This window comes from Paraburkholderia bannensis (assembly GCF_014200455.1).
GTDB classification, from domain to species: domain Bacteria; phylum Pseudomonadota; class Gammaproteobacteria; order Burkholderiales; family Burkholderiaceae; genus Paraburkholderia; species Paraburkholderia bannensis_A.
In genome coordinates this window covers 35,694-60,912 of the sequence record NZ_JACHBW010000010.1, presented here as the reverse complement: position 1 = coordinate 60,912, position 25,219 = coordinate 35,694, and the positions used below count along the sequence as shown (strand labels likewise).

The following is a 25,219-nucleotide window of genomic DNA, read 5'->3' as shown; positions in this document are numbered from 1 at the left end:
CTGTATGACCGATCCAGCCGACGAAGCGCCGCAGCAACCCACGGCCTTCGAACTTGTCGGCGGCGAGGCGCGCTTGCGCGAGCTTGTCGACCGTTTCTACGACCTGATGGACCTCGAACCCGAATTCGCAGGCATCCGCGCGCTCCATCCGCAAACGCTCGACGGCTCGCGCGACAAGACCTTCTGGTTCCTGTGCGGCTGGATGGGCGGCCCCGATCACTACATCTCGCGCTTTGGCCATCCGCGTCTGCGCGCGCGGCATCTGCCTTTTGCGATTGGCTCGTCGGAGCGCGATCAATGGCTGCGCTGCATGGCGTGGGCGATGCAGGACATCGGCCTGGCCGAACCGCTGCGCGAGCGGCTGCTGCATTCGTTCTTCGAAACCGCCGACTGGATGCGCAATCGTCCGGGTTGATCGAGGTCTCGCTGCGGACTGGCCCGGTTAGCTGACCGGTACAGTCCGGGCATGGGCGTCTGGGGTTGTATTTTGCGACTGCGCGCGCGTCGCGATAATGAACGTCTGCGCCCGAAAGGCGACAACAAACCGGAGACCGCCCCCATGACGACCGCCACGCGCACCCGCGCACTGTTCCGCGAAGACGCCTATCTGACGCACTGCGACGCCACCGTGCTCGCCGTGGGCGAGGAGGGCGTGCTGCTCGACCAGACGGTGTTCTATCCGCTGGGCGGCGGCCAGGCGGGCGATACCGGCGCGCTGGTGCTGGCGGACGGCACGCGCATCCCGATCGCCGATACCCGCAAGGCGAAATTCGAAGGCGCGACCCCCGACGACGCCCTGCATCTTCCCGCGCCAGGCCAGCAAGCGCTGCTCGCGCGCCTGGCGGTGGGCGAGCGCGTGCGCGCGGAGATTGACTGGACGCGCCGCCACCGGCATATGCGTTTGCATACGGCCAGTCATCTGATGTGTGCGGTGCTGCCTTACGCCGTGGACGGCTGCAGCATCACGGCCGACTACGCGCGGCTCGATTTCGCCACGGTCGAGCCGATCGAGCGGGAGCAGGTCGAAGCGCGTCTGGCGGAACTGGTGGCGGGCGCGCATGCGGTGGCGACCGAATGGATCACCGATGAAGACATGGCGCAGCGTCCCGAACTCGTGCGCACGATGAGCGTGAAGCCGCCGATGGGCTTGGGGCGCGTGCGCCTGTTGCGCATCGAAGGCGTCGATCTGCAGCCGTGCGGCGGCACGCATGTGCAGAACACGCGCGAAATCGGCGGCCTGCGCGTCGCGAAGCTGGAGAAGAAGAGCGCACGCACGCGCAGGCTCGTGCTGGAACTGGTGGAATGAGCGACTACTCGCTCGATGCGCGGGCTCGTGAAGTGCTCGACTTCTGGTTCGGCGCGCCGGATTCGGCGGAGTATGGCCGCAAGCGCAAGATGTGGTTCAAGAAGGATGCGGCGTTCGATGCGCTGTTGCGCGAGCGCTTCGGCGCATTGCTCGACGCCGCCTGCGCGGGCGAACTCGACGCCTGGTGCGCCACGCCCGAAGGCGCGCTGGCGCTGGTAATCGTGCTCGACCAGTTCTCGCGCAACTGCCATCGCGACACGCCGCGCGCGTTCGCCGCCGACGAGCGCGCGCTCGCCATTGCGAGGGCAATGGTCGCTAACGGTGCCGATCTGCGCCTGCCCACCGTCGAACATCGCGCTTTCGCTTATTTACCGTTTGAACATGCCGAATCTGCCGAGGCGCAGCGCGAGTCGCTGCGCTTGTTCGGAGAGCTTGCGAAGGACCCACAAGCGAAGGGCTATTTCGACTACGCGCAGCGCCACGCCGAGGTGATCGCGCGTTTTGGCCGCTTTCCGCATCGCAATGCGCAGCTGGGCCGCGAAAGCAGCGAAGCCGAGACCGCGTTCTTACTTCAGCCCGGCTCACGCTTTTAAACCGGCGTTTGGATCGCGCTGTAAATCAGCGCCCGCCGCTCACGTCGAGCAACGCGCCGGTCACGTAAGACGCCGCATCGCTCAACAGCCACACGATGGTTTGCGCGACTTCGTCCGCGCTGCCCGGACGGCCGAGCGGCGTCTGCGCGCCCAGCACGGCGGCGCGCTCGGGGCGTCCGCCGCTGGCGTGAATTTCCGTGTCGATCAGGCCAGGGCGCACCGCATTCACGCGCACGCCCTGCGGCCCGAGTTCCTTGGCGAGGCCGATCGTCATCGTATCGATCGCGCCTTTGGACGCGGCATAGTCAACGTATTCGTTGGGCGAGCCCAGCCGCGACGCCGCCGACGAGACATTGACGATCGCGCCGCCATCGCCGCCGCGATCCTTCGACATGCGCCGCGCCGCTTCGCGCGCACACAGGAACGCGCCGAACACGTTGACGTCGAACATCCGCTTCAGACGCGCGGCGTCCATATCGGCGACCTGACTGCCGGGCGCGACGATGCCCGCGTTGTTGACGAGCGCATCGATGCGCCCATAAGCCGATTCGAGCGCGTCGAACATCGCGATCACATCGGCCTCCCTGGCCACATCGCCGTGCAGCACGCGCGCGTGGCCGCCGGCGCGGCCCACTTCAGCGGCGGTTTCCTCGGCGGCGGGGGCGTTATGCAGATAGTTGACGCCCACGGTCCAGCCGCGTGCGCCGAGCAGGCGGGCGCACGCGCGGCCAATGCCGCGGCTCGCGCCGGTGATCAGGACGACCTTACCCATCGCATTTCTCTCCGCTCTTGAGCCTCGGACGTCGCGACTCAGACGCCGCGCCTTAAACGTTTTCGCGCTGAACGGCCCACTTGTCCGCCACGGGCGCGTGATAGCGCTGCAGCTTGCCGATCAGCGCCGCAGGATCGCTGTCGATCTGCAGCATGTCCAGGTAGGCCTGGCGCATGAAGCCTTCGCTTACCGTGTGTTCGAACAAGGTGATGAGCGGATCGTAGAAGCCGTCGATATTGAGGATGCCGACCGGCTTGTGGTGATAGCCAAGTTGCGCCCACGTGAAGACTTCGAACAGCTCTTCGAGCGTGCCCGCGCCGCCGGGCAGCGCGACGAAGCCGTCCGAGAGATCGGCCATCATCTTCTTGCGGTGGTGCATGTCGGGCACGACATGCAGTTCGGTCAGGCCATTGTGGCCCACTTCCTTGTCCAACAGCAGCTCGGGAATCACGCCGATCGCGCGGCCGCCTTCGGCCATCACGGTATCGGCGATCACACCCATCAGGCCAACCTTGCCGCCGCCGTAGACGAGGCCCAGATCGGCCTGCACGAGCGCGCGGCCGAACGCCTGCGCCGCTTCGTTGTAGACCGGCTTGGCTCCAGACGAGGAGCCGCAATAGACGCAAACGGCTTTCATTCGCGGGTTTCCTTGCTGTCTCTGGCGACGCCGTCGCGCGGCGGCAGATAGTCGTAGAACTCGCGCTGCGGGTGTTTGCCCGAAACCAGATCGTCGAACAACTGCTTCGCGCGGCCGCGCAGGTACGGCGCCATCAGCGAAACGATCTGCACGCTGACCTGGTGCAGCTCGACGCGGATCGCTTCCTGATCGTTGTACTTGCGCGGGTTCATCACGAACTGGTACGAGAGCCAATACGTGGCGATCACGCCGATGTTGGTCGAGATCACCGCGATCTCTTCCGGCGTGGCGACCATCTCGCCATCTTCCTTCAACTGGTCGCAGAACTGCTTCGCGAACGCAACCTTGTGGCTGATGATCTGCTTGAAGTGCATCTCCAGCGTGCGGTTGCGCGCCAGCAGATCGTTCAGGTCGCGATAGAGAAAGCGGTAGCGCCATGTGAAATCGACCATGTATTGCAGATACGCCCACATCTCGTCGATGGTGGCGCGATGGTCGTCCGGGAAGCGCAGACGCTTGTCGATCTCCTGCTCGAACTGGCTGAAGATGCTGTTGATGATGTCGTCTTTGTTGCGAAAGTGATAGTACAGGTTGCCTGGACTGATCTCCATTTCCTCGGCGATGGTCGTCGTGGTGACGTTGGGCTCGCCGATCTCGTTGAAGAGTTTCAACGACAGTTCGAGTATCCGTTCGCGTGTGCGGCGGGGAGGTTTGGCATCCATGTCGTCCGGCCCTGAAAGTACGGCGTCGGGCGAACAACGCTGCGGCCTGCTATGGCTGCGTGGCTGCTGCGTGGGTGCCCGGACGCGGTTGGTCGTTTTTTAAGACTGTCGTTCGATTATAAACCGACGCCAGGGGCGCGACAGGAGCCAACGGGGAATGAAGAAAATCGGCTACCGCATGCGCGCTTGCCGCATGCGTGCGTTGTGTAGTCCGTGCGGCGCTATCCGCGCGCGCCGATCCAGTGCATCAGCGTCGGGCCGAAACGCGGCACGAGGATCAAGCCCCAGGTCATCACGCAGGTGACGAGCGCGACCGTCACCGCCGCGCTGCCCAGATCCTTGGCGCGGCCCGAGAGTTCGTTGCGTTCGAGACCGATACGGTCGACGGCGTTCTCGATGCTCGAATTGAGCAGCTCGACGATCAGCACCAGCATCACCGAGCCAAGCAGCAGCACGCGCTCGACCGGTTCGACCGGCACGAATACGCCGATTGGCACCATGATGGCCGCGAGCGTGAGTTCCTGGCGGAACGCGCTTTCGTTGTGGATCGCGGTGCGAAAGCCCTTGATCGAGTACTGGAGCGCTTTCCACGCGCGCGTGACGCCGCGGTTGCCCTTGTACGGGTTGAACGGCAGCGGGGCGAGCGGATCGTCGGGGCCGAGCGGTTCATGCAGATGGGGCGGCTCCGGCGGCTCGGCCTGCGCCGGCCTGTGAAGGGCTGGCGGGTTCTGCGGCGCGTTGGCGGCACCGCTCACGTGGACGGACGTGGGTCCGCCATGCGTCGGTGGCTGGGTGGCTTGCGGCGTCTCGGAATCGCGAGGCGCGGCAGAGGCGTGCGATGGTGTCGAAGGACGTGGGGCCATAACGGTGCGGGTTGATGCCGCAGTATCGCACGCGTGGTTGCCCGTTGCGCCGGAAACGTCTGACGATGCCGCGCCAGGGCGCACGGGTCCGGGCGCTTCGGCCGGTTCGGTCAGCACGTCCGGGTGGTCGTCAATTGTGTCCTCGATCCCGACGGCGGGCGACGGGATCGAAGAGACGAGGCAGGCAGAGGTAACAGCGGGGGCAGAGGTGGCGCAGGGCCGGTTCATCGTGGTACTCCGGTCCGTAGCGGGGGATAAGCGCGGCTCAGGCCGCTGCGCTGCTTTCCTGCATCGACGCGCGCGTGCGTGGCTTGAGATGCGAGGCGAACTGCTCGGATGCGGCGCGCCACGAAAAGCGCTCGGCCCAGGCGCGCGCCGTCGAGCGGTCGATCTTGAGCGCTTCGAGACAGGCTTCGCGCAGATCGTTGTTCATCGCGCCCGCGCTGCCGCCTTCCAGCACGTCGATCGGGCCCGTCACCGGGTAAGCCGCCACCGGCGTGCCGCAGGCCAGCGCTTCGAGCAGCACGAGGCCGAAGGTGTCGGTTTTGCTCGGGAACACGAACACGTCGGCGGCGGCGTAGACCTTGGCGAGTTCCGGCTGGCTCAGCACGCCCAGGTAGTTCGCCTGCGGATAGCGCGACTTCAGTTCGGCCAGCGCCGGACCTTCGCCGCAGACCCACTTCGAGCCTGGCAGATCGAGCTTGAGGAAGGCCTCGACGTTCTTCTCCACGGCCACGCGGCCCACGTAGAGGAAGATCGGGCGCGCCGTGTTGAGCACTTTCGAATCCATCGGCTCGAAGATTTCGAGGTCGACGCCGCGCGTCCACAACACGACGTTGGTGAAGCCGAATTTTTCGAGGTCGGTTTTGACGACGGGCGTGGGCGCCATCACCGCGAGCGAAGGCTTGTGGAACCAGCGCAGGAAGCGGTATGTGGCCGACAGCGGAATGCCAAAACGCGCCTGCACGTACTCGGGAAAGCGCGTGTGATAGGCGGTCGTGAACGGCAGGTCGTGCTCCATCGCGTAGCGGCGGGCGGCCAGACCGAGCGGCCCTTCGGTGGCGACGTGGATCGCGTCGGGGCCGAAGGCGTCGATGCGCTCGCGCAGATGGCGCGTGGGGAACAGCGAGAGCTTGATCTCGGGGTAGGTCGGGCACGGCATCGTGCGGAATTCGAGCGGCGTGAGCAGATCGACCTGATGGCCGAGCGCGATCAACTCGCGCGTCGTGTTCTTCAGGGTCCTTACCACGCCGTTGACCTGCGGCTCCCATGCATCGGTCACGATCATCACTTTCATCGGTCGTCGGCCCTCGGGGTTCGGGTGTTGCAGTAAGTTAGCGAAAGCTTTGAATCGGGCGAATGCGCAGTTTCAGGCTGCGCTCACACGCGCCTTGCGCGGTGCGCCCTGTGCCTGCGGCGACTTCATCACGGTCCAATGGACGATGCGCAGTTCGCCCTCGAAGGTTTCGACGAGCGCCGAAAGACTTTCGACCCAGTCGCCGTCGTTGCAATACAGCACGCCGTCGATGTCGCGAATCTCCGCCTTGTGGATGTGGCCGCAGACCACGCCGTCACAGCCGCGGCGACGCGCCTCGTCGGTCATCACGCGCTCGAACGAGGAGATGAAGTTCACCGCGTTCTTAACCTGATGCTTGAGGTACTGCGAGAGCGACCAGTAGTTGAAACCGAACTTCGCGCGCACGCGGTTGAACCAGCGGTTGAGCACGAGGATCATCGTGTACGCCGAATCGCCCAGGTAGGCGAGCCACCTGGCGTGCTGGATCACGCCGTCGAACAGATCGCCATGCACGACCCACAGGCGCTTGCCGGCGAGCGTGGTGTGGAACGCTTCTTCGCGCACGTGGATATCGCCGAAAGCGATATTGCAGAACTGGCGCGCACCTTCGTCGTGGTTGCCGGGGATGTACACGACCTGGGTGCCCTTGCGCGCCTTGCGCAGAACCTTCTGCACGACGTCGTTATGCGCCTGCGGCCAGAACCAGCCCTTGCGCAGCTGCCATCCGTCGATGATGTCGCCGACGAGGTACAGATATTCCGATTCGTTGTGACGCAGGAAATCGAGCAGATAGTTCGCCTGGCAGCCGTTGGTGCCGAGGTGAATATCGGATAGCCAGATCGTGCGGTAGCGATGCGGGGCGGGGTGATCGTCGTCGTGCGAATCGGACGAGCCGGTGTCCATGAGGGGCAGCGCAGGCGTCGGGAACGCGGCGGCGCTCGGACCGGAGTGGAAGGCGGCGGGGTCGTTGTCCTGACCGGAGGTCTGCCGGAAAAGTGGGGTCGCGGTCGTCTTCTGGGCCATGGCTCACGCGGCAGGTTGCAATATGCGCATTGCGCCATGAGGCCGTGACGGCGCCGTGACATTCACAAGAAGGTCTTGTTACGCAATCGCGGCGCGCGGGACATGGCTCAGGCCACAGCCACGCGGGGCCTGGGGCGCGCCCGCCGCGCTGCGTGCGCACGGCGCTTTCGCGCTTCGCTGCGTGACGCTTTGATGACGTGGTGCGCTGACTACAGCGCGGTTGAACCAGGGCTTGGCGGGTTGCCGCTCAGCGCGGCAACGATGCGCGTGCCGGCGATCCGGTCGTGCGGGAATTGGCGCTCGCGGTTCAGCCGGGCGCAGGCGGCCCAGAGCACGAACCAGAGTGCGGCAAGCACGAGCGTATGCGGGACGGTGAGGTGCAGCAGCGGATGCAGCGCGAGTGGCGGCAGGAACCAGAGCCAGGCGGCGAAGTAACGCAGCGTGGCGCGCGCGATCGTGGGCGGCTGGCCGTCCGGGCCGGTCACGCGCAGGCGCCAGGTTTTCATCGGCAAGGTCTGGCCGCCATTCCGCCAGAAGCCGACGAAATACGCTCCGGCGACGAAAGCGATCCAGACGGCCATCAGCCGGTGATACGTGTAGCCGTTGCGTTGCTGAAGGACGAGGCTGAAGGCGAGGCCCGCGAGGAAGACCACGCCGAACAGCAGCACGCTCTCGTAGACGAGCGCGGCAAGGCGTCTGCGTATGGACACGGGAGCAGCGGGCGACGCGGCCTGAAACGGCGAGTTCGCATCGGCAGCGGTGACGGCGGGCACTGCGGTGGCGTGTTCGGTCACGGTGGCGCGTAATCAACAGAAGCGTCGGGACACCGTGAGCATAACCGCGAAGCGCGGCGGCGATAAACGCGGGGAAACGTGATGCGGCGCGATCAGGCGGAATCCGGCCCGATCAAGTGCGAGCGCGCGCTCAGGAGCCCTTGAATGCTGCGGGCGCTTCGGCGGGCGATACGGGGATCGGAATCGCCGGTTCGAAGCTGCCTGCGGCCGGAATGCTGGCGGCCATCGCGGTAGCGGGCGGTTCGGCGAGTTGCCCCGAGGTGCCGGGCTGGCCGGGGGCGACAGGCGCAGGCGTGTTGCCCGGCCCGGACGCGCCGGAGGCCGTGCGGGCGCGGGCGCGATGCTCGCGTTCGTTCACGAGGCGCTCGATATCGCGGATCTCGCTTTTGTTGCCGCTAGGCGGTGCGCTCACCACGGTGCGGCGCTTGCGCTCACTGGCGGCGAGCTTGGCCTTCTGGTCTTCGGACAGTTCCTGATACGCCTTCCAGGCACGCTGACGGGCCTGCGGCGGCAATTCCTTCGACACCTGGTAGTTCTCGCGAGCGACACGGCGCTGCTCGGGCGTCATGCGCACCCATTCGGTCATACGCTCCTGCAGGCGCTTCTGCACATCGGGCGTCATCTTCGGATAACGCGCGGCGATGCGCAGCCATTTTCGCTTGCGCGCATCGCCGAACTTGTCCCATTCGCTGGCGAAAGGCGCGAGCGCAGTGCGCTGCGCGTCGGTCAGACGCGTCCAGGAGAGCGGGTTATCCGAATTGTCGATGGCCGGCGCGGCAGCCGTGGCCGCTGCCGTTGCAGCGGCGTCGGACGTCGCTGCCTGCCCCTGTGCGGGGGTGGCCGGCGCGAGCGCCGAATCCGGGGCGGAAGCCTCGGGGTGAAAGCGCGGATACGTCGCCGCATACGACACCAACGCCGTGACCACGCATCCAATGACAACGGCCAGGCCGCGCTTGTAACTCACCCCGTCAATCCCCCGCTGTATTTAGTGCGCGCGCGTCAGGTACGCATTGAACCCGTGATCGAGATAGGCCGTGAGCGGCAGGTCGTCGCTCAGCATGGCCGCATCGATATCGGCGAGTTCTGCGGTGCGTTGTTGGTCTTCGAAATATGCAATGGCGAACAGTCCCGCCACCAGTGCCGCGAGCGGCCAGGCCAGCGCGAAGCGCGCGAGCGCCGAACGGCGGCGTGGCGGCAGGCCGCCGGCGCCGGGCAGCGCGGCCATGCCGGCACCCACACCCGCTGCGGCCAGCGACGGCACACGCACGAGCACCGGCTCGGCCTTCTTGCGTGCGAGCGCGGCCTTGCGGGCGGCGGTGAGGCGGGCAGTGGTGGCGGACGGCAGGCTGGCCGCGCTCTCGTCAAGCGCGCGGCGCATCCCCTGCACGAACTCTAGTTCTTTGATTTCGGGAGTGGAGCTCATAGCGTGATTCCTTTGGCCTTGAGCGCCTGAGCCAGCGTGTGCGTGGCCCGCGAACAGTGCGTTTTCACGCTACCTTCGGAGCAGCCCATGGCGGCGGCGGTTTCGGCGACATCCATATCTTCCCAGTAACGCATCAGAAACGCCTCCCGTTGACGTGCCGGTAATTTCTGGATCTCTTCTTCGATCAGCTTGAGGATCTGTTCACGCTCGAATTGCTGCTCGCTGCTCTCGACGCCGGGCGATCCCGATTCGGACTCGAAGGTTTCGAGGATGTCGAACTCCTCGTCGTCGGCGCCGCCGAGGGACGAGAAAAGGCTCACCCACGTATTGCGTACTTTCTGCCGACGAAAATAGTCGTGCATCGTATTCTGCAAAATACGCTGGAAGAGCAGGGGGAGTTCGGCGGGCGGGCGGTCTCCGTATTTTTCCGCGAGCTTGATCATCGCGTCCTGCACGATGTCGAGCGACGCGTCGTCGTCGCGTACGGCGTAGACCGTCTGCTTGAACGCGCGTCTTTCGACGCCCGCCAGGAAATCGGCGAGTTCCTTGTCTGATGCCATCCGTTGCAGGCGCCGCCACCAGCGTACGCGTAATCGTTCGAAAAATGTCGTAAAACTGGCGGATCGTAGCAAATTTCCGCACAAGCGGGGTAGCCGTCCGGCCAGACGTTTGCGTTCGAACCGGTATGCATCACAGAGATGCCTTTCAATGGGCTTCCGTGAAACACCTGCCGTCCTTGCGTGGCGCTTTCAGACGCCTTGAAGCAGGAGTATCGCCTGTTACGCCAGAAATCGCGTTCGAAGAGTTTCGATTGGCGCCGCGCAAGTGGTCGGTATGGGGTGTCGTTGCCGGTTCTCCGCTCATTCGTGGCACATGCGACGTTCGCAACGTTTCTTGCCGATGCGTGGCGAACGAGCCATGAACGAGTAATAAGCGCTTGACCGAATGCTTTCGAGCCGCTATCTTCGACGGTTCGCAACATAAGTGACTTGTCTCAATTCGGATGTGGCCCAAGAAGCTCATCTGTCAACTGGACGCGCCGCTTGAACCCGAGCCACAAGCCCGGCAGAGAGCACCCGATCAAATTTTTGCCGAAATTTCGAAAGGTGAATGATGAATATGCCCAGCGCGGAATTCTCCACGTCGGTCCCCCCCTCGCAAGAATCTGACCCTCAAGCTGCAACGTCCATCGGCGGAACCGTGCTGATGAAGGCGCTCGCCGACGAACAGGTCGAATTCATCTGGGGCTACCCCGGCGGCTCGGTACTCTACATCTACGACGAGCTGTACAAGCAGGACAAGATCCAGCACGTTCTCGTGCGCCACGAACAGGCTGCCGTGCACGCGGCGGACGCTTATGCGCGTTCGACCGGCAATGTCGGCGTGTGCCTCGTGACCTCGGGACCTGGCGTCACCAATGCGGTGACGGGCATCGCGACGGCCTATATGGACTCGATCCCGATGGTGATCATCAGCGGCCAGGTGCCTACCGCCGCGATTGGTCAAGACGCCTTCCAGGAGTGCGATACGGTCGGCATCACGCGTCCCTGCGTGAAGCACAACTTCCTCGTGAAGGATGTGCGCGACCTCGCCGCTACCGTCAAGAAAGCTTTCTACATTGCGCGCACCGGCCGTCCCGGCCCCGTGCTGATCGACATTCCGAAGGACGTGTCGAAGACGCCGTGCGCGTATGAACCGGTCAAGAGCGTGGCATTGCGCTCGTACAACCCGGTCACCAAGGGCCATTCGGGGCAGATCCGCAAAGCGGTGTCGCTGCTCCTCTCGGCCAAACGTCCGTATATTTACACCGGCGGCGGCATCGTCCTCGCGGATGCATCGCGCGAACTGAACCAGTTCGCCGATCTGCTCGGCTACCCCGTCACGAACACGCTGATGGGTCTGGGCGGCTACCGCGCAAGCGACCGCAAGTTCCTCGGCATGCTCGGCATGCACGGCACTTACGAAGCCAACATGGCCATGCAGCACTGCGACGTGCTGATCGCCATCGGTGCGCGCTTCGACGACCGTGTGATCGGCGACCCGGCGCACTTCGCTTCGCGCCCGCGCAAGATCATTCATATCGACATCGACCCGTCGTCGATCTCGAAGCGCGTGAAGGTTGATATCCCCATCGTCGGCGACGTCAAGGAAGTGCTCAAGGAGCTCATCGAGCAGCTTCAGCACGCCGAACACGGCCCCGATACCGCAGCGCTTGCCGACTGGTGGAAGGAGATCGAAGGCTGGCGTGAAAAGAACTGCCTGAAGTTCGACCGTTCGAGCGAGATCATCAAGCCGCAGTACGTGGTGGAAAAGGCGTGGGAACTCACGGGCGGCAACGCCTTCGTGTGTTCGGACGTCGGCCAGCACCAGATGTGGGCGGCGCAGTTCTATCGCTTCAACCAGCCGCGCCGCTGGATCAATTCGGGCGGTCTCGGCACCATGGGCTTCGGCCTGCCGGCGGCGATGGGCGTGAAGATGGCCCACCCGGACGACGACGTGCTGTGCATCACGGGCGAAGGCTCGATCCAGATGTGCATTCAGGAGCTGTCGACCTGCAAGCAGTACGACACGCCCGTGAAGATCATTTCGCTGAACAACCGCTACCTCGGCATGGTCCGCCAGTGGCAGCAGATCGAATACAGCAAGCGCTATTCGCATTCCTATATGGATGCGCTGCCTGACTTCGTGAAGCTCGCCGAAGCGTTCGGCCACGTCGGCATGCGGATCGAAAAAACGGCCGATGTGGAGCCGGCGCTCAAGGAAGCGCTGCGCTTGAAGGACCGCACGGTGTTCCTCGATTTCCAGACCGACCCTTCCGAAAATGTCTGGCCGATGGTTCAGGCCGGCAAGGGCATCACCGAGATGCTGCTCGGCTCGGAAGACCTGTAACGGTATTTGCACGGCGCCGTTTCGACCTCACGCGGCGCGCGTCCACACGAGGGACGCGCGGGCTCGCGGGGAAGGGCGGCAGTCACGCTCAACTGGATAAATCGCGGATCACATCATGAGACACATCATTTCCGTTCTGCTGGAAAACGAACCGGGCGCGCTCTCGCGCGTGGTCGGTCTGTTCTCCGCACGCGGCTACAACATTGAAACCTTGACGGTGGCGCCGACCGAAGACCGTTCGCTGTCGCGCATGACCATCGTTTCCATTGGCTCGGACGACGTGATCGAACAGATCACGAAGCATCTGAACCGCCTGATCGAGGTGGTGAAAGTGGTCGACCTTACCGAGGGCGCCCACATCGAGCGCGAGCTAATGCTGATCAAGGTAAGGGCGGTCGGCAAGGAACGTGAGGAGATGAAACGGATGGCGGATATTTTCCGCGGCCGCATCATCGACGTCACCGAAAAGACCTACACGATCGAACTGACGGGCGCGAGCGAAAAGCTCGACGCTTTCATCGAAGCGATCGACGCAACCGCCATTCTCGAAACCGTCCGTACGGGCGGCTCGGGCATCGGGCGCGGAGAGCGCATTCTGAAGGTGTAACCCCGACCACAGTCGATCTTGCACCGGAACCTGGCCGGATGAATGTCCCTGGAGACACGCCGCATCCGGCGCAGCAAAAGCTAATAGCAGTACCGAAATTCACCAGACTCTCGCCAAGGAACCAACATGAAAGTTTTCTACGACAAGGACGCCGATCTCTCCCTCATCAAGGGCAAGCAGGTCACGATCATCGGTTACGGCTCGCAAGGCCACGCACACGCGCTGAACCTGAAGGACAGCGGCGTGAACGTCACGGTCGGTCTGCGCAAGAACGGCGCATCGTGGAGCAAGGCTGAGAACGCCGGCCTGCAGGTCAAGGAAGTGGCCGAAGCGGTGAAGAGCGCCGACGTCGTCATGATGCTGCTGCCGGACGAGCAGATCGCTGACGTCTACGCGAAGGAAGTTCACGCGAACATCAAGAACGGCGCAGCCCTCGCATTCGCGCACGGCTTCAACGTTCACTACGGCGCCGTGATCCCGCGCGCCGATCTGGACGTCATCATGATCGCGCCGAAGGCGCCGGGCCACACGGTTCGCGGCACCTACTCGCAAGGCGGCGGCGTGCCCCACCTGATCGCTGTCCATCAGGACAAGTCGGGCGCAGCGCGTGACATCGCCCTGTCGTACGCGGCAGCCAACGGCGGCGGCCGTGCCGGCATCATCGAAACGAACTTCCGCGAAGAAACCGAAACCGATCTGTTCGGCGAACAGGCTGTCCTGTGCGGCGGTACGGTCGAGCTGATCAAGGCGGGCTTCGAAACGCTGGTGGAAGCCGGCTACGCGCCGGAAATGGCCTACTTCGAGTGCCTGCACGAACTGAAGCTGATTGTCGACCTGATCTATGAAGGCGGCATCGCCAACATGAACTACTCGATCTCGAACAACGCCGAGTACGGCGAGTACGTGACGGGCCCGCGCGTGGTCACGGCAGAGACGAAGAAGGTCATGAAGGAAGTTCTCAAGGACATCCAGACCGGCGAATACGCCAAGAGCTTCATCCTTGAAAACAAGGCTGGCGCTCCGACGCTGCAATCGCGCCGCCGTCTGGGCGCCGAGCACCAGATCGAAACGGTCGGTGCGAAGCTGCGCGCGATGATGCCGTGGATCGCCGCGAACAAGCTGGTCGACCAGTCGAAGAACTAATCTGACACAGCTGTGTGACTGGCTGCGCGGTTTTGACGAGCGCGCAGCCGTCATACCTGAACCAGATTCAACAAAAGCCGCCCAGGTGCGATGATGCCTGGGCGGCTTTTGCTATGCTACGGTTTTTAAAATAACAGCGAAGCCACTATGAATTACCCCCATCCGATCATCGCGCGCGAAGGCTGGCCGTTCATCGCCATTGCGGCCGTCGTGACGCTCTTGATCCATGCGGTCGCAGGCTTCGGCTATGCCTGGCCGTTCTGGCTCATCACGATCTTCGTCGTTCAGTTCTTCCGCGATCCGCCGCGGCCGATCCCGACCCAGGTCAATGCCGTGCTGTGCCCGGCCGATGGCCGCATCGTTGCGGTCGAAACCGCGCACGACCCGTATGCCAACCGTGAAGCGCTGAAGATCAGCGTGTTCATGAACGTCTTCAACGTCCACTCGCAACGCTCGCCCGTGGATGGCGCCGTCGCCAAGGTCGAGTACTTCCCGGGCGCGTACCTGAACGCCGCTATCGACAAGGCGTCGACCGAGAACGAGCGCAATGCCGTGGTGCTGACGATGGCCGACGGCACGACCGTCACCTCGGTGCAGATCGCCGGCCTGATCGCGCGCCGCATTCTCTGCTACGTGCGCGCGGGCGAGCCGCTCTCGCGCGGCCAGCGCTATGGCTTCATTCGCTTCGGCTCGCGCGTCGACGTGTATCTGCCGGTGGGCAGCCGTCCGCGCGTGTCGATTGGCGAGAAGGTGTCCGCCTCGTCGACGATCCTCGCTGAACTGCCGACCCAATCGGCATAAGGGGGTAGCGATGGCCGGACTCAAACCGCGTCGACCCCGTAATCCCGGCAGCGCACCGCTGCCGCGTCCGTTCCGCCGCAACAAGGCCATGCAGGAGTCTGTCGGGCCTGCGGCGAGCCGCAGGGCCGCGCGCCAGGAATTCCTGAAGAAGCGTGGCATTTATCTGCTGCCCAATGCGTTCACCACGGCCGCGCTGTTCTGCGGCTTCTTCGCCGTCGTGCAGGCGATGAACGTGCGCTTCGAGGTGGCGGCTATCGCCATCTTCGTGGCGATGGTGCTCGACGGCATGGACGGCCGCGTCGCGCGCATGACGCATTCGCAGAGCGCGTTCGGCGAGCAGTTCGACAGTCTCTCGGACATGGTCTCGTTTGGCGTCGCGCCCGCGCTCGTGATGTACGAGTGGGTGCTCAAGGACCTCGGGCGCTGGGGCTGGCTGGCGGCCTTCGTCTACTGCTCGGGCGCGGCGCTGCGCCTTGCGCGTTTCAACACCAATATCGGCTCGGTGGACAAGCGCTTCTTCCAGGGCTTGCCGAGTCCGGCTGCGGCGGCGCTGATCGCCGGTTTCGTGTGGCTCGCCACTGACAACCGCGTGCCCGTGAAGCTGTCGTGGCTGCCGTGGGTGGCCTTCGTGCTGACCATCTACGCGGGCGTGACGATGGTGTCGAACGCGCCGTTCTACAGCGGCAAGGCGCTCGACGTGCGCCATCGCGTGCCGTTCGCGGCCACCCTGCTGGTGGTGGTGGCCTTCGTGCTGGTGTCGTCCGATCCGCCGTTGATGCTGTTCGGCCTGTTCGTGCTCTATGGCCTGTCGGGCTATGTGTTCTGGGCCTGGCAGTCGGTGCGCGGGCGTAACAACCCGGCAAGATCGTCGCCAAGAGAGCGATAGGGCGGCGGGATCGCCTCAATGCAAAGAGGGCTGCGCGCGAGCGCGGCCCTTTTTATTTTTGGCGCACGCGACGACCGGGCGCATTCGGATTGCGCTATCACCGGAATCCGGCTATAGTCGGCTGATGGACAGCATCCCGTTCCCCTTCTTCTCCCTTCAAGCCGGCGCGCCCCTACGCACGCTAGCGCTAGCGCGCCTGCCGCGCTGATCTCGCTCGCCCTCCGTAAGCCTCGTTCATTGTCAGCGTCGCCATCGGTGGCGCGAACACCCAAAATCCGTTTCTAGACACTGAACAAGTCCCCCCGGAGACCCAAAATGGCAGCAGACAAGCTCATCATTTTCGATACGACCTTGCGTGACGGCGAGCAGTCGCCTGGCGCGTCGATGACGAAGGAAGAGAAGATCCGCATCGCGAAGCAGCTTGAGCGGATGAAGGTCGACATCATCGAAGCCGGCTTCGCGGCCAGCTCGAACGGCGATTTCGACGCGATCCACACGATCGCCGGCATGATCAAGGACAGCACGATCTGTTCGCTGGCCCGCGCCAACGACAAGGACATCCAGCGCGCCGCCGACGCGCTCAAGCCCGCCGATCACTTCCGCATTCACACCTTCATCGCCACGTCGCCGCTGCACATGGAGAAGAAGCTGCGCATGTCGCCGGAACAGGTGCTTGAGCAGGCGAAGCTGGCGGTGCGTTTCGCGCGCAAGTTCACCAACGACGTGGAGTTCTCGCCGGAAGACGGCAGCCGCTCGGACATGGACTTCCTGTGCCGCGTGCTCGAAGCCGTGATCGCCGAAGGCGCGACGACGATCAATATCGCCGATACGGTCGGCTACGGCGTGCCGGAACTTTACGGCAACCTCGTGAAGACGCTGCGCGAGCGCATTCCGAACTCGGACAAGGCGGTGTTTTCGGTGCACTGCCATAACGACCTGGGCATGGCCGTGGCGAACTCGCTGGCAGGCGTGCAGATTGGCGGCGCGCGTCAGGTCGAGTGCACGATCAACGGTCTGGGCGAGCGCGCGGGCAATACGTCGCTCGAAGAAATCGTCATGGCCGTGAAGACCCGCAAGGACTACTTCGGCCTCGATCTGGGCATCGACACCTCGCAAATCGTGCCGGCTTCGAAGCTCGTGTCGCAGATCACCGGTTTCGTGGTGCAGCCGAACAAGGCGGTGGTGGGCGCGAACGCGTTCGCGCACGCGTCGGGCATCCACCAGGACGGCGTGCTCAAGGCGCGCGACACCTACGAAATCATGCGCGCGGAAGATGTGGGCTGGACCGCGAACAAGATCGTGCTCGGCAAGCTCTCGGGCCGCAATGCGTTCAAGCAGCGTTTGCAGGAACTCGGCATCTCGCTCGACAGCGAAGCCGAACTCAACAGCGCGTTCGCACGCTTCAAGGAACTGGCCGACCGCAAGGCCGAAATCTTCGACGAAGACATTATTGCGATCGTCACCGAAGAATCGGCCGAAGCGCAGGAGAAGGAGCACTACAAGTTCGTCGCGCTGTCACAGCGTTCGGAAACCGGTGAGCGTCCGCACGCGCGCATCGTGTTCTCGGCCGATGGTTCGGAAGTCACGGGCGAAGCGGCCGGCAACGGCCCGGTGGACGCCACCTTCAACGCGATCGAAACCGAAGTCGGCAGCGGCTCGGAACTCTTGCTGTACTCGGTGAACGCGATCACAACCGGCACGCAGGCGCAGGGCGAGGTGACGGTGCGTCTGTCGAGGGCTGGCCGTATCGTCAACGGCGTCGGCACCGATCCGGATATCGTCGCGGCTTCGGCCAAGGCGTATATTTCGGCGCTCAACAAGCTGCATTCAGATAACGACAAGCTCAATCCGCAGCGTTCGTAAGCTTTCGCTGATGCGATAAAAGACCCCCGTGCTCGCGAGAGCGCGGGGGTTTTGCTTTTCGGCGTCTTGGGTCGCGGCGCATCAGAACCTGTTGCGCAGATCCGGATCGTGCAGCGGATCGGGCGTCTTCTGCGTCAGCCGCAGGATGCCCTGATCGTCGAAGTAGAAGCTGTAGAGCATGTACCAGACGCCGTCTTCCAGATAGCGATAGGTCCACGCTTCTTTCTTCATCAGCGGGAAGTAGGCGGTTTCTTCCGGGCGGCCGAAGTTCACGAGCACGTCCGTGCGCGTCCATTTGCCGATTTCGGCCTTGTAGAACTCGTTGGGCTGCAGCACCTGGCGCACGTTGATGACCTTGCCGCTGCCATCGATATCGGCGGCGATGGTGGTTTCGCCCATCGGCTGGGTGGGCCACATCAGGCGCTTGCCGCCGTCGGGCAAATCGTAGACTTCCTTGGGCTGGCCGAAGCGCGCGGTCACGGCCTGGGCGTCGTCGCCCGCGTGAAACTGCTGCCACGGCGGCACGCAGCCGGCCAGCGCGAGCGCGCCTAGCCCGGCGGCCATGAAACGAACAAGGGAACGGCGCTTGAACATGGAGTCTCCCGGGCGCGATTGCGTACTGGCCGCAGCCACTGCGAGTGCCAGCGAATGCGCCAGTTATGGAGCCGTTATTTTGACACGGCGCGATCGCGCGAGGAGGGCCGATGAACAGCGTTAAGCTTGCCGCGCAACCTGTGTCCGTCCTATGATCCGCGCTTTCCGTGATGGATCCGATGAGGCGATGAGCGCATGAAGGGACGATACAGACACGCGGCGGCTGCGCTCGCGGCAACGCTGGGGCTGCTTGGTTCGAGCGCCTTGAGCGCGAGCGCGCAGGCAGCCGACGCGCCCACGGGCAAGCCGATCCAGCTCGCGCTGATCGAAGGCATGTCAGGTCCGTTCGCCGATGCGGGCGCGGCGGTCGAGCGCAATCTACGCTTTGGCGTGGAGCGCGTGAACGCGGCGGGCGGCGTGACGCTCGCCGATGGACGTCATCCGCTGGAGCTGGTTGTGCTCGACAGCAAGGGCAGCACCGAAGCCGCGCTGATGCAATTGCGCGCGGCGCAAGATCGCCATATCGGCTTCGTCCTGCAGGGCAACAGTTCGGCGGTGGCGGCCGCGCTGATCGGCGCGATCGATCGCCAGAACGCCCGCGAGCCCGATAACCGCGAGCTGTTCCTCAACTATTCCGCCGACGATCCCGCACTCACCAATGCGAATTGCAGCTTCTGGCATTTCCGCTTCGACGCGCACGCGGGCATGCGCATGGACGCGCTCGCCGATGTGATCGCCGCCGATAAATCGCTGAGGAAGGTCTATCTGCTCAACCAGGACTACAGCTTTGGCCACGACGTGAGCACGCTCGCGCGCGCGGCGCTGGCCAGGCAGCGTCCGGACATCGCCGTGGTGGGCGACGAATTCCATCCGATTGGCCGCGTGAAGGATTTCGCGCCGTATATCGCCAAGATTCGCGCCTCGGGCGCGGACGCCGTGATTACCGGCAATTGGGGCGGCGACCTCACGCTGCTGGTGAAGGCGGCGCGCGAGCAAGGGCTCGAGACGCGCTTCTACACGTTCTACGGCAACGGCCTGGGGGCGCCCGCGGCGCTCGGCGATGCGGGCGTCAAGCGCGTGCTCGCGGTCGCCGACTGGCATCCGAACGCGGGCGGTGCGTCCTCGGACGCGTGGTATCAGGCGTTCCGCGCGCGCTATCCGGCGGCGCAGGACGACTATCCGGTGCTGCGCATGGAAATGCTGGTCGAAATGCTGGCGCAGGCCATCACCAAGGCCGGTTCCGCTGATCCCGCGGCGGTGGCGAAGGCGCTGGAAGGCATGCGTTTCGACAACGGTTTCCATCCGACGTGGATGCGCGCCGACGATCACCAGATGATCCAGCCCCTTTACGTCATGCAGATGGACAAGCAGGGCACGCCGGGCGTGCGCTACGACAATGAGGGCTCGGGATACGGTTTCCGCACGGTGCTGGCACTGCCCGCCGCGCGCACCGTGCTGGCCACGACCTGCCAGATGAAGCGGCCCTGATCGCCGGGCGGTCCGGTTGTGCTACAATCCCGGACTCGCCGTATCTTGCGGTGAGTAGTTTTAGTAAAGAACCAGGCACGGCACGGCCTTTCTTCCGTGACCGCTCGTTTGTTTTACAGGAAAAGCAAAATGTCCGTAGCAGATATCAAGAAGTCCGACATCGTCGCGCAATTCGCGCGCGGCACCGGCGACACGGGTTCGCCCGAAGTTCAGGTTGCACTCCTGACGTCGCGTATCAACGAACTGACTGGCCACTTCAAGTCGCACGCGAAGGACCACCACAGCCGCCGCGGTCTGCTGCGCATGGTGAGCCGCCGCCGCAAGCTGCTCGACTACCTGAAGGGCAAGGACGCTGATCGTTACCGCGCTCTGATCGAGAAGCTGGGTCTGCGCAAGTAATCGCAAGGTCTTGCAGAAAGATGCCTGTGTCAGTTCCACTGATGCAGGCATTTTGTTTTTGAACGGTACGCTTCTCGCGATGCGTGCCGGATAGCGGTACAAGGCAGCACCACGTAGTAACAGGCAGTACAAGTGCAGTAAAAAAGGGCAGTACACCGGCAGTACAAGCAGCAGGGCCGGGCCACGGGGCAGAGTTTTGTGTCATTCCATCGCATCGTGCGGCGCGACAGTGCGCCGCAGCGTGTTCGCCGCCGCGCGATGCGATGGAATGGCATAACACTCCTCTGACCTGCGCGGCATCGGAACCTGTCTTGCCGCATCGTCCGCGTGTGCGGGCGGCGCATAACAAATGAGTAAGGAGTGAGTGACCATGACCATGTTCAATAAAGTCGTGAAGGAATTCAAATGGGGCCAGCACAATGTGCGCCTCGAAACCGGTGAAATCGCCCGTCAGGCGAGCGGCGCCGTCATCGTCGACGTCGAAGACACCGTCGTGCTCGCGACCGTCGTCGGCGCGAAGACGGCCAAGCCAGGTCAAGACTTCTTCCCGCTCACCGTCGATTATCTTGAGAAGACCTATTCGGCCGGCAAGATCCCCGGCGGTTTTTTCCGCCGTGAAGGCCGTCCGTCGGAAGGCGAAACGCTGATCTCGCGCCTGATCGACCGTCCGCTGCGCCCGCTGTTCCCGGAAGGCTTCTACAACGAAGTCCAGGTCGTGATCCACGTCCTGTCGATCAACCCGGAAATCCCGGCTGACATCCCCGCGCTGATCGGCGCGTCGGCTGCGCTGGCGATCTCGGGCCTGCCGTTCAACGGCCCGGTCGGCGCTGCACGCGTGGCCTACATCAACAACGAATTCGTTCTTAACCCGACGCGCTCGCAAAGCAAGCAGTCGCGCCTCGACCTCGTGGTCGCCGGCACCGAACGCGCGGTGCTGATGGTGGAATCGGAAGCCGACCAGCTGCCGGAAGACGTGATGCTCGGCGCGGTCGTGTTCGGCCACGAGCAGATGCAAACGGCTATCGATGCGATCCACGAACTGGTTCGCGACGGCGGCAAGCCCGAGTGGGACTGGCAGCCGGCCCCGAAGAACGAAGCGCTGATCGCGCGCGTGACGGAACTGGCGTACAGCGACCTGCTCGCCGCGTACCAGCTGCGCGACAAGCAACAGCGTTCGACCAAGCTGAAGGAAGTCTACGCAGCAACGTCGGCGAAGCTCGAAGAAGACGCGGCTGCTGCCGGCACCGTCGCCGCCGACAAGGCGACGGTCGGCAACGTGCTGTTCGACCTCGAAGCGAAGATCGTCCGTTCGCAGATCCTGAACGGCGAACCGCGTATCGACGGCCGTGACACGCGCACGGTCCGTCCGATCGAAATCCGCACCGGCGTGCTGCCGCGCACCCACGGTTCGGCGCTGTTCACGCGTGGCGAAACGCAGGCGCTGGTCGTTGCGACGCTCGGCACCAAGGGCGACGAGCAGATCATCGACGCGCTCGAAGGCGAGTACCGCGACCGCTTCATGCTGCACTACAACATGCCCCCGTTCGCGACCGGCGAAACGGGCCGTGTTGGCTCGCCCAAGCGCCGTGAAGTCGGCCACGGCCGTCTGGCCAAGCGCGCGCTCGCCGCGTGCCTGCCGAGCGCCGAAGAATTCGGCTACTCGATCCGCGTCGTTTCGGAAATAACCGAATCGAACGGTTCGTCGTCGATGGCTTCGGTGTGCGGCGGCTGCCTCGCACTGATGGACGCCGGCGTGCCGATGAAGGCGCACGTCGCCGGCATCGCGATGGGCCTGATCCTCGAAGACAACAAGTTCGCGGTGCTGACCGACATCCTCGGCGATGAAGATCACCTCGGCGACATGGACTTCAAGGTCGCGGGTACGGAAGCTGGCGTGACCGCGCTGCAGATGGACATCAAGATCCAGGGCATCACCAAGGAAATCATGCAGGTCGCGCTCGCGCAAGCGCACGAAGCCCGTCTGCATATCCTCGGCAAGATGACCTCGGCGGTGTCGGGCGTGAACACCGAACTGTCGGCTTACGCGCCGCGCATGATCACCATCAAGATCAACCCGGAAAAGATCCGCGACGTGATCGGCAAGGGCGGTTCGGTGATCCGCGCGCTGACGGAGGAAACCGGCACGACCATCGACATTTCGGACGACGGCGTCGTGACGATCGCTTCGACTTCGAGCGAAGGCATGGCCGAAGCGAAGAAGCGCATCGAAAACATCACGGCTGAAGTCGAAGTCGGCCAGGTCTACGAAGGCGCGGTTCTGAAGCTGCTGGATTTCGGCGCGATCGTGAACCTGCTGCCGGGCAAGGATGGTCTGCTGCACATCTCCGAAATCGCCAACGAGCGCATCAAGGACATCAACGACTATCTCAAGGAAGGCCAGATCGTGAAGGTCAAGGTCATCCAGACGGATGAGAAGGGTCGTGTGCGTCTGTCGGCGAAGGCGCTGCTGAACGAAGGCGGCAACGCACCGCAAGGCGAACCGCAGCAGTAAGGCGGCGCGCAGAAGCGGCCGGCAGCGCGATGAGCGCGCCGGCCGTTTTTTTATGAGAATGTAGGTGGGATTGCCGTGCGCGCCGCGTCGCGGGCGCAGCGCCATCCACACCTGGGCCAAGCCCCTTGGGAGACGCGAAAATGAAGGCAATCGAGATCACCGAATTCGGTGCGCCGGACGTGCTCAAACTGGCCGAGCGCGCCACGCCCGAGCCGAAAGCCGGCGAAGTGCTGATCAAGGTCAGCGCCTCGGGCGTTAACCGCCCGGATGTGTTCCAGCGCAAGGGTTCCTACGCGCCGCCGCCGGGCATTTCCGATCTGCCGGGGCTGGAAGTCGCGGGTGAAATCGTCGGCGGCAGCATCGACGAAAAGAACAATCCGTTTGGCCTGAAGATCGGCGATCGCGTGTGCGCGCTGATTGCGGGCGGCGGCTATGCCGAATACGCGGTTGCGCCGCTCGGCCAGTGCCTTCCGGTGCCCAAGGGCTTGACCGATATCGAAGCGGCTTCGCTGCCGGAAACCTTCTTCACCGTCTGGAGCAACGTGTTCCAGCGCGCCCAGCTCGGCCGTGGCGAGGGCGGCGAGAACGAGACGCTGCTGGTGCAGGGCGGTTCGAGCGGTATCGGCGTGACGGCGATCCAGATCGCCCATGCGCTGGGTTTTCGCGTGTTCGCAACCGCCGGCTCGGACGACAAGTGCCGCGCCTGCGAAGCGCTCGGCGCGGAGCGTGCAATCAACTACCGCAGCGAAGATTTCGTCGAGGTCGTGAAGGCGCTTACGCATGACCGTGGCGTCGACGTGATTCTCGACATGGTGGCGGGCGGTTATGTCGCGCGCGAACTGTCGGCGCTGGCGACGGGCGGGCGCATCGTGCTGATCGCCACGCTGGGCGGCGCGAAGGGCGAGATCAATATGGGCGAGATCCTGCGTCGCCGTCTGACGATCACGGGTTCGACCCTGCGTGCGCGTTCGGTCGACTTCAAGGCGCAGATTGCGGGGGAACTGCATGCGCAGGTCTGGCCGCTGCTCGAAGACGGTCGCATCAAGCCGGTCGTCTACAAGGTGTTTGCGGCCGCGCAGGCTCCCCAGGCGCACGCGCTGATGGAAAGCAGCGAGCACATCGGCAAGATCGTGCTCGACTGGAATCAGGCGGCGTGATCGCGGATTTGCTTCAGGCTTTTGGGTTCGTGCTTGATTTTCCTGGTTTTTTCGACGCAAATTTTCGCGTGTGAGCGGTGGGTCGGTTTGACCCGCTTCAATTACACACAGTAAAATGATGTGTTTTGCGTCCGCTTTTAACAGCAACCGAAACAATGACGAAACAACGATCGAAGCTCGTAGTCGGTAACTGGAAGATGCACGGCCGCCTCGCGGCCAACGCTGCATTGCTCGAAAGCGTCGCGCAGGGCGTGCAGGCGCTGCCTGCCGACGTGCGCGTCGGCGTGTGCGTGCCGTTCCCCTATCTCGCGCAGGCGCAGGCGCTGCTCGGCGGCAGCCGCGTGGTGTGGGGCGCGCAGGACGTCTCGGCGCACGAGCAGGGCGCTTACACCGGTGAAGTTGCTGCGGGCATGATCGCCGATTTCGAAGCGGGCTTTGTGATCGTCGGTCACTCGGAGCGTCGTGCGTACCACGGCGAAAGCTCTGAGCTGGTCGCGGTGAAGACTCAGCGCGCGCTGGCGGCCGGCGTGACGCCGATCGTCTGCGTGGGCGAAACGCTGGAACAGCGCGAAAGCGGCGCGACCGGGCAGGTGGTCGGTGCGCAACTGGACGCGGTGCTGGCGGTGCTGTCGGCCGAAGAAGCCGCGCAGATCGTGGTTGCTTACGAGCCGGTGTGGGCGATCGGCACGGGCAAGAGCGCGACGGCCGAACAGGCGCAGCAGGTGCACGCATTCCTGCGCGCGCGTCTGTTGGCCAAGGGTGCGGAGGTAGCGCACGTGCCGCTGCTGTACGGCGGCAGCGTGAAGCCGGAGAATGCGGCTGAGCTGTTCCGTCAGGCCGATATCGATGGCGGCCTGATCGGCGGGGCGGCGCTCAAGGCACAGGATTTTCTCGCGATCTGCGCGGCCGCTGCGGCGGGCGCGAGCGTCGCGGGCTAAAGGATCGCGCACGGCGCCTCTGGCGAGGGTCGTGCCGTCTTACCATGCGCATCCCAGCCAGGGCATGCGTTCAACCAGGACTCAGGTGAGTGTGATGCTGTATTTGAAAACGTTGATTATCGTCGTCCAGCTTCTGTCGGCGCTCGGGGTGATCGGCCTCGTCTTGCTGCAGCACGGCAAAGGCGCCGATATGGGTGCGGCCTTCGGTAGCGGCGCGTCGGGCAGTCTCTTTGGCGCGAGCGGTTCCGCGAATTTCCTGTCGCGTACAACGGGAGTTCTCGCAACAGTGTTTTTCGTGTCGACGCTTGCGTTAACCTACCTGGGGTCGTATCATGCGAAGCCTTCGGCGGGCGTGCTGGGTGCTTCGGCTCCGGCCCCGGTCGTCGCTTCCGCGCCGGTCGCAGCGAGTGTTTCCGCAGCGTCCAATGTCAGCGCTCCAGCAGTGGCTTCAACGGCTGCATCTGCTGCTGTAGCGCCTTCGGCACCGGGTAACGACGTTCCGAAATAAGTTT

The 25,219-nt window shown here is 64.1% G+C and carries 26 protein-coding genes; 15 read left to right on the top strand and 11 right to left on the bottom strand.

Annotation, left to right across the window (positions count from 1 at the left end; all coding sequences use genetic code 11):
• The first annotated feature begins 4 nt into the window (after nucleotides 1-4).
• The 3 genes from F4827_RS17690 (at nucleotide 5) to F4827_RS17680 (ending at nucleotide 1,899) form a co-directional block, all read left to right on the top strand.
• The gene (locus F4827_RS17690; RefSeq protein WP_183725423.1) at nucleotides 5-415 is read left to right on the top strand and encodes a group II truncated hemoglobin; all 411 of its coding nucleotides are present in this window, start codon (nucleotides 5-7) and stop codon (nucleotides 413-415) included.
• Nucleotides 416-559: 144 nt separating this feature from the next.
• Entirely contained in the window at nucleotides 560-1,306 is a 747-nt protein-coding gene (locus tag F4827_RS17685; protein ID WP_183725421.1) for an alanyl-tRNA editing protein, read from the top strand.
• Nucleotides 1,303-1,899, top strand: a complete 597-nt coding sequence (locus F4827_RS17680) for a DUF924 family protein (RefSeq protein WP_183725419.1) — start codon at nucleotides 1,303-1,305, stop codon at nucleotides 1,897-1,899. Before F4827_RS17685 ends, F4827_RS17680 begins: the two co-directional genes overlap by 4 nt.
• 25 nt (nucleotides 1,900-1,924) lie before the next feature.
• On the opposite strand, the gene F4827_RS17675 is transcribed toward F4827_RS17680, so the two are convergent.
• The 10 genes from F4827_RS17675 to F4827_RS17630 all read right to left on the bottom strand — a co-directional run bounded on the left by F4827_RS17675 (nucleotide 1,925) and on the right by F4827_RS17630 (nucleotide 9,990).
• On the bottom strand, nucleotides 1,925-2,671 hold the full coding sequence (locus F4827_RS17675) for an SDR family oxidoreductase (RefSeq protein WP_183725417.1): 747 nt from the start codon (nucleotides 2,669-2,671) through the stop codon (nucleotides 1,925-1,927).
• Nucleotides 2,672-2,723: 52 nt separating this feature from the next.
• A complete protein-coding gene (locus tag F4827_RS17670; RefSeq protein ID WP_183725415.1) occupies nucleotides 2,724-3,308 on the bottom strand; it encodes a TIGR00730 family Rossman fold protein in 585 nt (194 codons plus the stop codon).
• On the bottom strand, nucleotides 3,305-4,030 hold the full coding sequence (locus tag F4827_RS17665) for a TetR/AcrR family transcriptional regulator (protein WP_183725413.1): 726 nt from the start codon (nucleotides 4,028-4,030) through the stop codon (nucleotides 3,305-3,307). Before F4827_RS17665 ends, F4827_RS17670 begins: the two co-directional genes overlap by 4 nt.
• A gap of 221 nt (nucleotides 4,031-4,251) precedes the next feature.
• On the bottom strand, nucleotides 4,252-4,893 hold the full coding sequence (locus tag F4827_RS17660; RefSeq protein WP_260175272.1) for a diacylglycerol kinase: 642 nt from the start codon (nucleotides 4,891-4,893) through the stop codon (nucleotides 4,252-4,254).
• 265 nt (nucleotides 4,894-5,158) lie between these two features.
• A complete protein-coding gene (locus F4827_RS17655) occupies nucleotides 5,159-6,190 on the bottom strand; it encodes a glycosyltransferase family 1 protein (RefSeq protein WP_183725409.1) in 1,032 nt (343 codons plus the stop codon).
• A gap of 72 nt (nucleotides 6,191-6,262) precedes the next feature.
• Entirely contained in the window at nucleotides 6,263-7,213 is a 951-nt protein-coding gene (locus F4827_RS17650) for a UDP-2,3-diacylglucosamine diphosphatase (RefSeq protein WP_183725407.1), read from the bottom strand.
• A 209-nt stretch (nucleotides 7,214-7,422) separates the two neighbouring features.
• The gene (locus tag F4827_RS17645; protein ID WP_183725814.1) at nucleotides 7,423-7,986 is read right to left on the bottom strand and encodes an RDD family protein; all 564 of its coding nucleotides are present in this window, start codon (nucleotides 7,984-7,986) and stop codon (nucleotides 7,423-7,425) included.
• Between the two features lie 151 nt (nucleotides 7,987-8,137).
• Complete coding sequence (locus F4827_RS17640; protein ID WP_183725405.1) at nucleotides 8,138-8,971, bottom strand: DUF3106 domain-containing protein; 834 nt, start codon at nucleotides 8,969-8,971, stop codon at nucleotides 8,138-8,140.
• A 21-nt stretch (nucleotides 8,972-8,992) separates the two neighbouring features.
• Nucleotides 8,993-9,430, bottom strand: coding sequence for a DUF3619 family protein (locus tag F4827_RS17635; RefSeq protein ID WP_183725403.1), 438 nt, complete (start codon nucleotides 9,428-9,430; stop codon nucleotides 8,993-8,995).
• The gene (locus tag F4827_RS17630) at nucleotides 9,427-9,990 is read right to left on the bottom strand and encodes an RNA polymerase sigma factor (RefSeq protein WP_103701420.1); all 564 of its coding nucleotides are present in this window, start codon (nucleotides 9,988-9,990) and stop codon (nucleotides 9,427-9,429) included. The genes F4827_RS17635 and F4827_RS17630 overlap by 4 nt, the downstream gene beginning before the upstream one ends.
• A gap of 553 nt (nucleotides 9,991-10,543) precedes the next feature.
• On the opposite strand from F4827_RS17630, the gene F4827_RS17625 reads away from it, so the two are divergent.
• The 6 genes from F4827_RS17625 (at nucleotide 10,544) to F4827_RS17600 (ending at nucleotide 17,619) form a co-directional block, all read left to right on the top strand.
• Nucleotides 10,544-12,319 carry an acetolactate synthase 3 catalytic subunit gene (locus F4827_RS17625; RefSeq protein WP_183725812.1) on the top strand — a complete coding sequence of 592 codons (1,776 nt, stop codon included), beginning with the start codon at nucleotides 10,544-10,546 and terminating at the stop codon, nucleotides 12,317-12,319.
• A 115-nt stretch (nucleotides 12,320-12,434) separates the two neighbouring features.
• Complete coding sequence (ilvN, locus tag F4827_RS17620) at nucleotides 12,435-12,926, top strand: acetolactate synthase small subunit (RefSeq protein WP_028205690.1); 492 nt, start codon at nucleotides 12,435-12,437, stop codon at nucleotides 12,924-12,926.
• A 126-nt stretch (nucleotides 12,927-13,052) separates the two neighbouring features.
• Nucleotides 13,053-14,069 (top strand): ketol-acid reductoisomerase, encoded by a 1,017-nt coding sequence (gene ilvC, locus F4827_RS17615; protein ID WP_183725401.1) that lies wholly within the window; start codon nucleotides 13,053-13,055, stop codon nucleotides 14,067-14,069.
• Nucleotides 14,070-14,216: 147 nt separating this feature from the next.
• Nucleotides 14,217-14,870, top strand: a complete 654-nt coding sequence (locus F4827_RS17610) for a phosphatidylserine decarboxylase (protein ID WP_183725400.1) — start codon at nucleotides 14,217-14,219, stop codon at nucleotides 14,868-14,870.
• 10 nt (nucleotides 14,871-14,880) lie between these two features.
• Nucleotides 14,881-15,756 carry a CDP-diacylglycerol--serine O-phosphatidyltransferase gene (pssA, locus tag F4827_RS17605; RefSeq protein WP_183725397.1) on the top strand — a complete coding sequence of 292 codons (876 nt, stop codon included), beginning with the start codon at nucleotides 14,881-14,883 and terminating at the stop codon, nucleotides 15,754-15,756.
• A 315-nt stretch (nucleotides 15,757-16,071) separates the two neighbouring features.
• The gene (locus F4827_RS17600; RefSeq protein ID WP_183725395.1) at nucleotides 16,072-17,619 is read left to right on the top strand and encodes a 2-isopropylmalate synthase; all 1,548 of its coding nucleotides are present in this window, start codon (nucleotides 16,072-16,074) and stop codon (nucleotides 17,617-17,619) included.
• An 81-nt stretch (nucleotides 17,620-17,700) separates the two neighbouring features.
• On the opposite strand, the gene F4827_RS17595 is transcribed toward F4827_RS17600, so the two are convergent.
• Entirely contained in the window at nucleotides 17,701-18,213 is a 513-nt protein-coding gene (locus tag F4827_RS17595; protein ID WP_183725393.1) for a hypothetical protein, read from the bottom strand.
• A gap of 195 nt (nucleotides 18,214-18,408) precedes the next feature.
• On the opposite strand from F4827_RS17595, the gene F4827_RS17590 reads away from it, so the two are divergent.
• From F4827_RS17590 to secG, 6 genes are all read left to right on the top strand, one after another.
• Nucleotides 18,409-19,701, top strand: a complete 1,293-nt coding sequence (locus F4827_RS17590; protein ID WP_183725391.1) for a branched-chain amino acid ABC transporter substrate-binding protein — start codon at nucleotides 18,409-18,411, stop codon at nucleotides 19,699-19,701.
• Between the two features lie 129 nt (nucleotides 19,702-19,830).
• Entirely contained in the window at nucleotides 19,831-20,100 is a 270-nt protein-coding gene (gene rpsO, locus F4827_RS17585; protein WP_027795476.1) for a 30S ribosomal protein S15, read from the top strand.
• 370 nt (nucleotides 20,101-20,470) lie between these two features.
• The gene (pnp, locus tag F4827_RS17580; RefSeq protein ID WP_183725390.1) at nucleotides 20,471-22,612 is read left to right on the top strand and encodes a polyribonucleotide nucleotidyltransferase; all 2,142 of its coding nucleotides are present in this window, start codon (nucleotides 20,471-20,473) and stop codon (nucleotides 22,610-22,612) included.
• 140 nt (nucleotides 22,613-22,752) lie between these two features.
• On the top strand, nucleotides 22,753-23,769 hold the full coding sequence (locus F4827_RS17575; RefSeq protein WP_183725389.1) for an NAD(P)H-quinone oxidoreductase: 1,017 nt from the start codon (nucleotides 22,753-22,755) through the stop codon (nucleotides 23,767-23,769).
• A 155-nt stretch (nucleotides 23,770-23,924) separates the two neighbouring features.
• Nucleotides 23,925-24,707 (top strand): triose-phosphate isomerase, encoded by a 783-nt coding sequence (gene tpiA / locus F4827_RS17570; RefSeq protein WP_183725388.1) that lies wholly within the window; start codon nucleotides 23,925-23,927, stop codon nucleotides 24,705-24,707.
• Between the two features lie 94 nt (nucleotides 24,708-24,801).
• Nucleotides 24,802-25,215 carry a preprotein translocase subunit SecG gene (gene secG / locus F4827_RS17565; RefSeq protein ID WP_183725387.1) on the top strand — a complete coding sequence of 138 codons (414 nt, stop codon included), beginning with the start codon at nucleotides 24,802-24,804 and terminating at the stop codon, nucleotides 25,213-25,215.
• The last annotated feature ends 4 nt before the right edge of the window (nucleotides 25,216-25,219 follow it).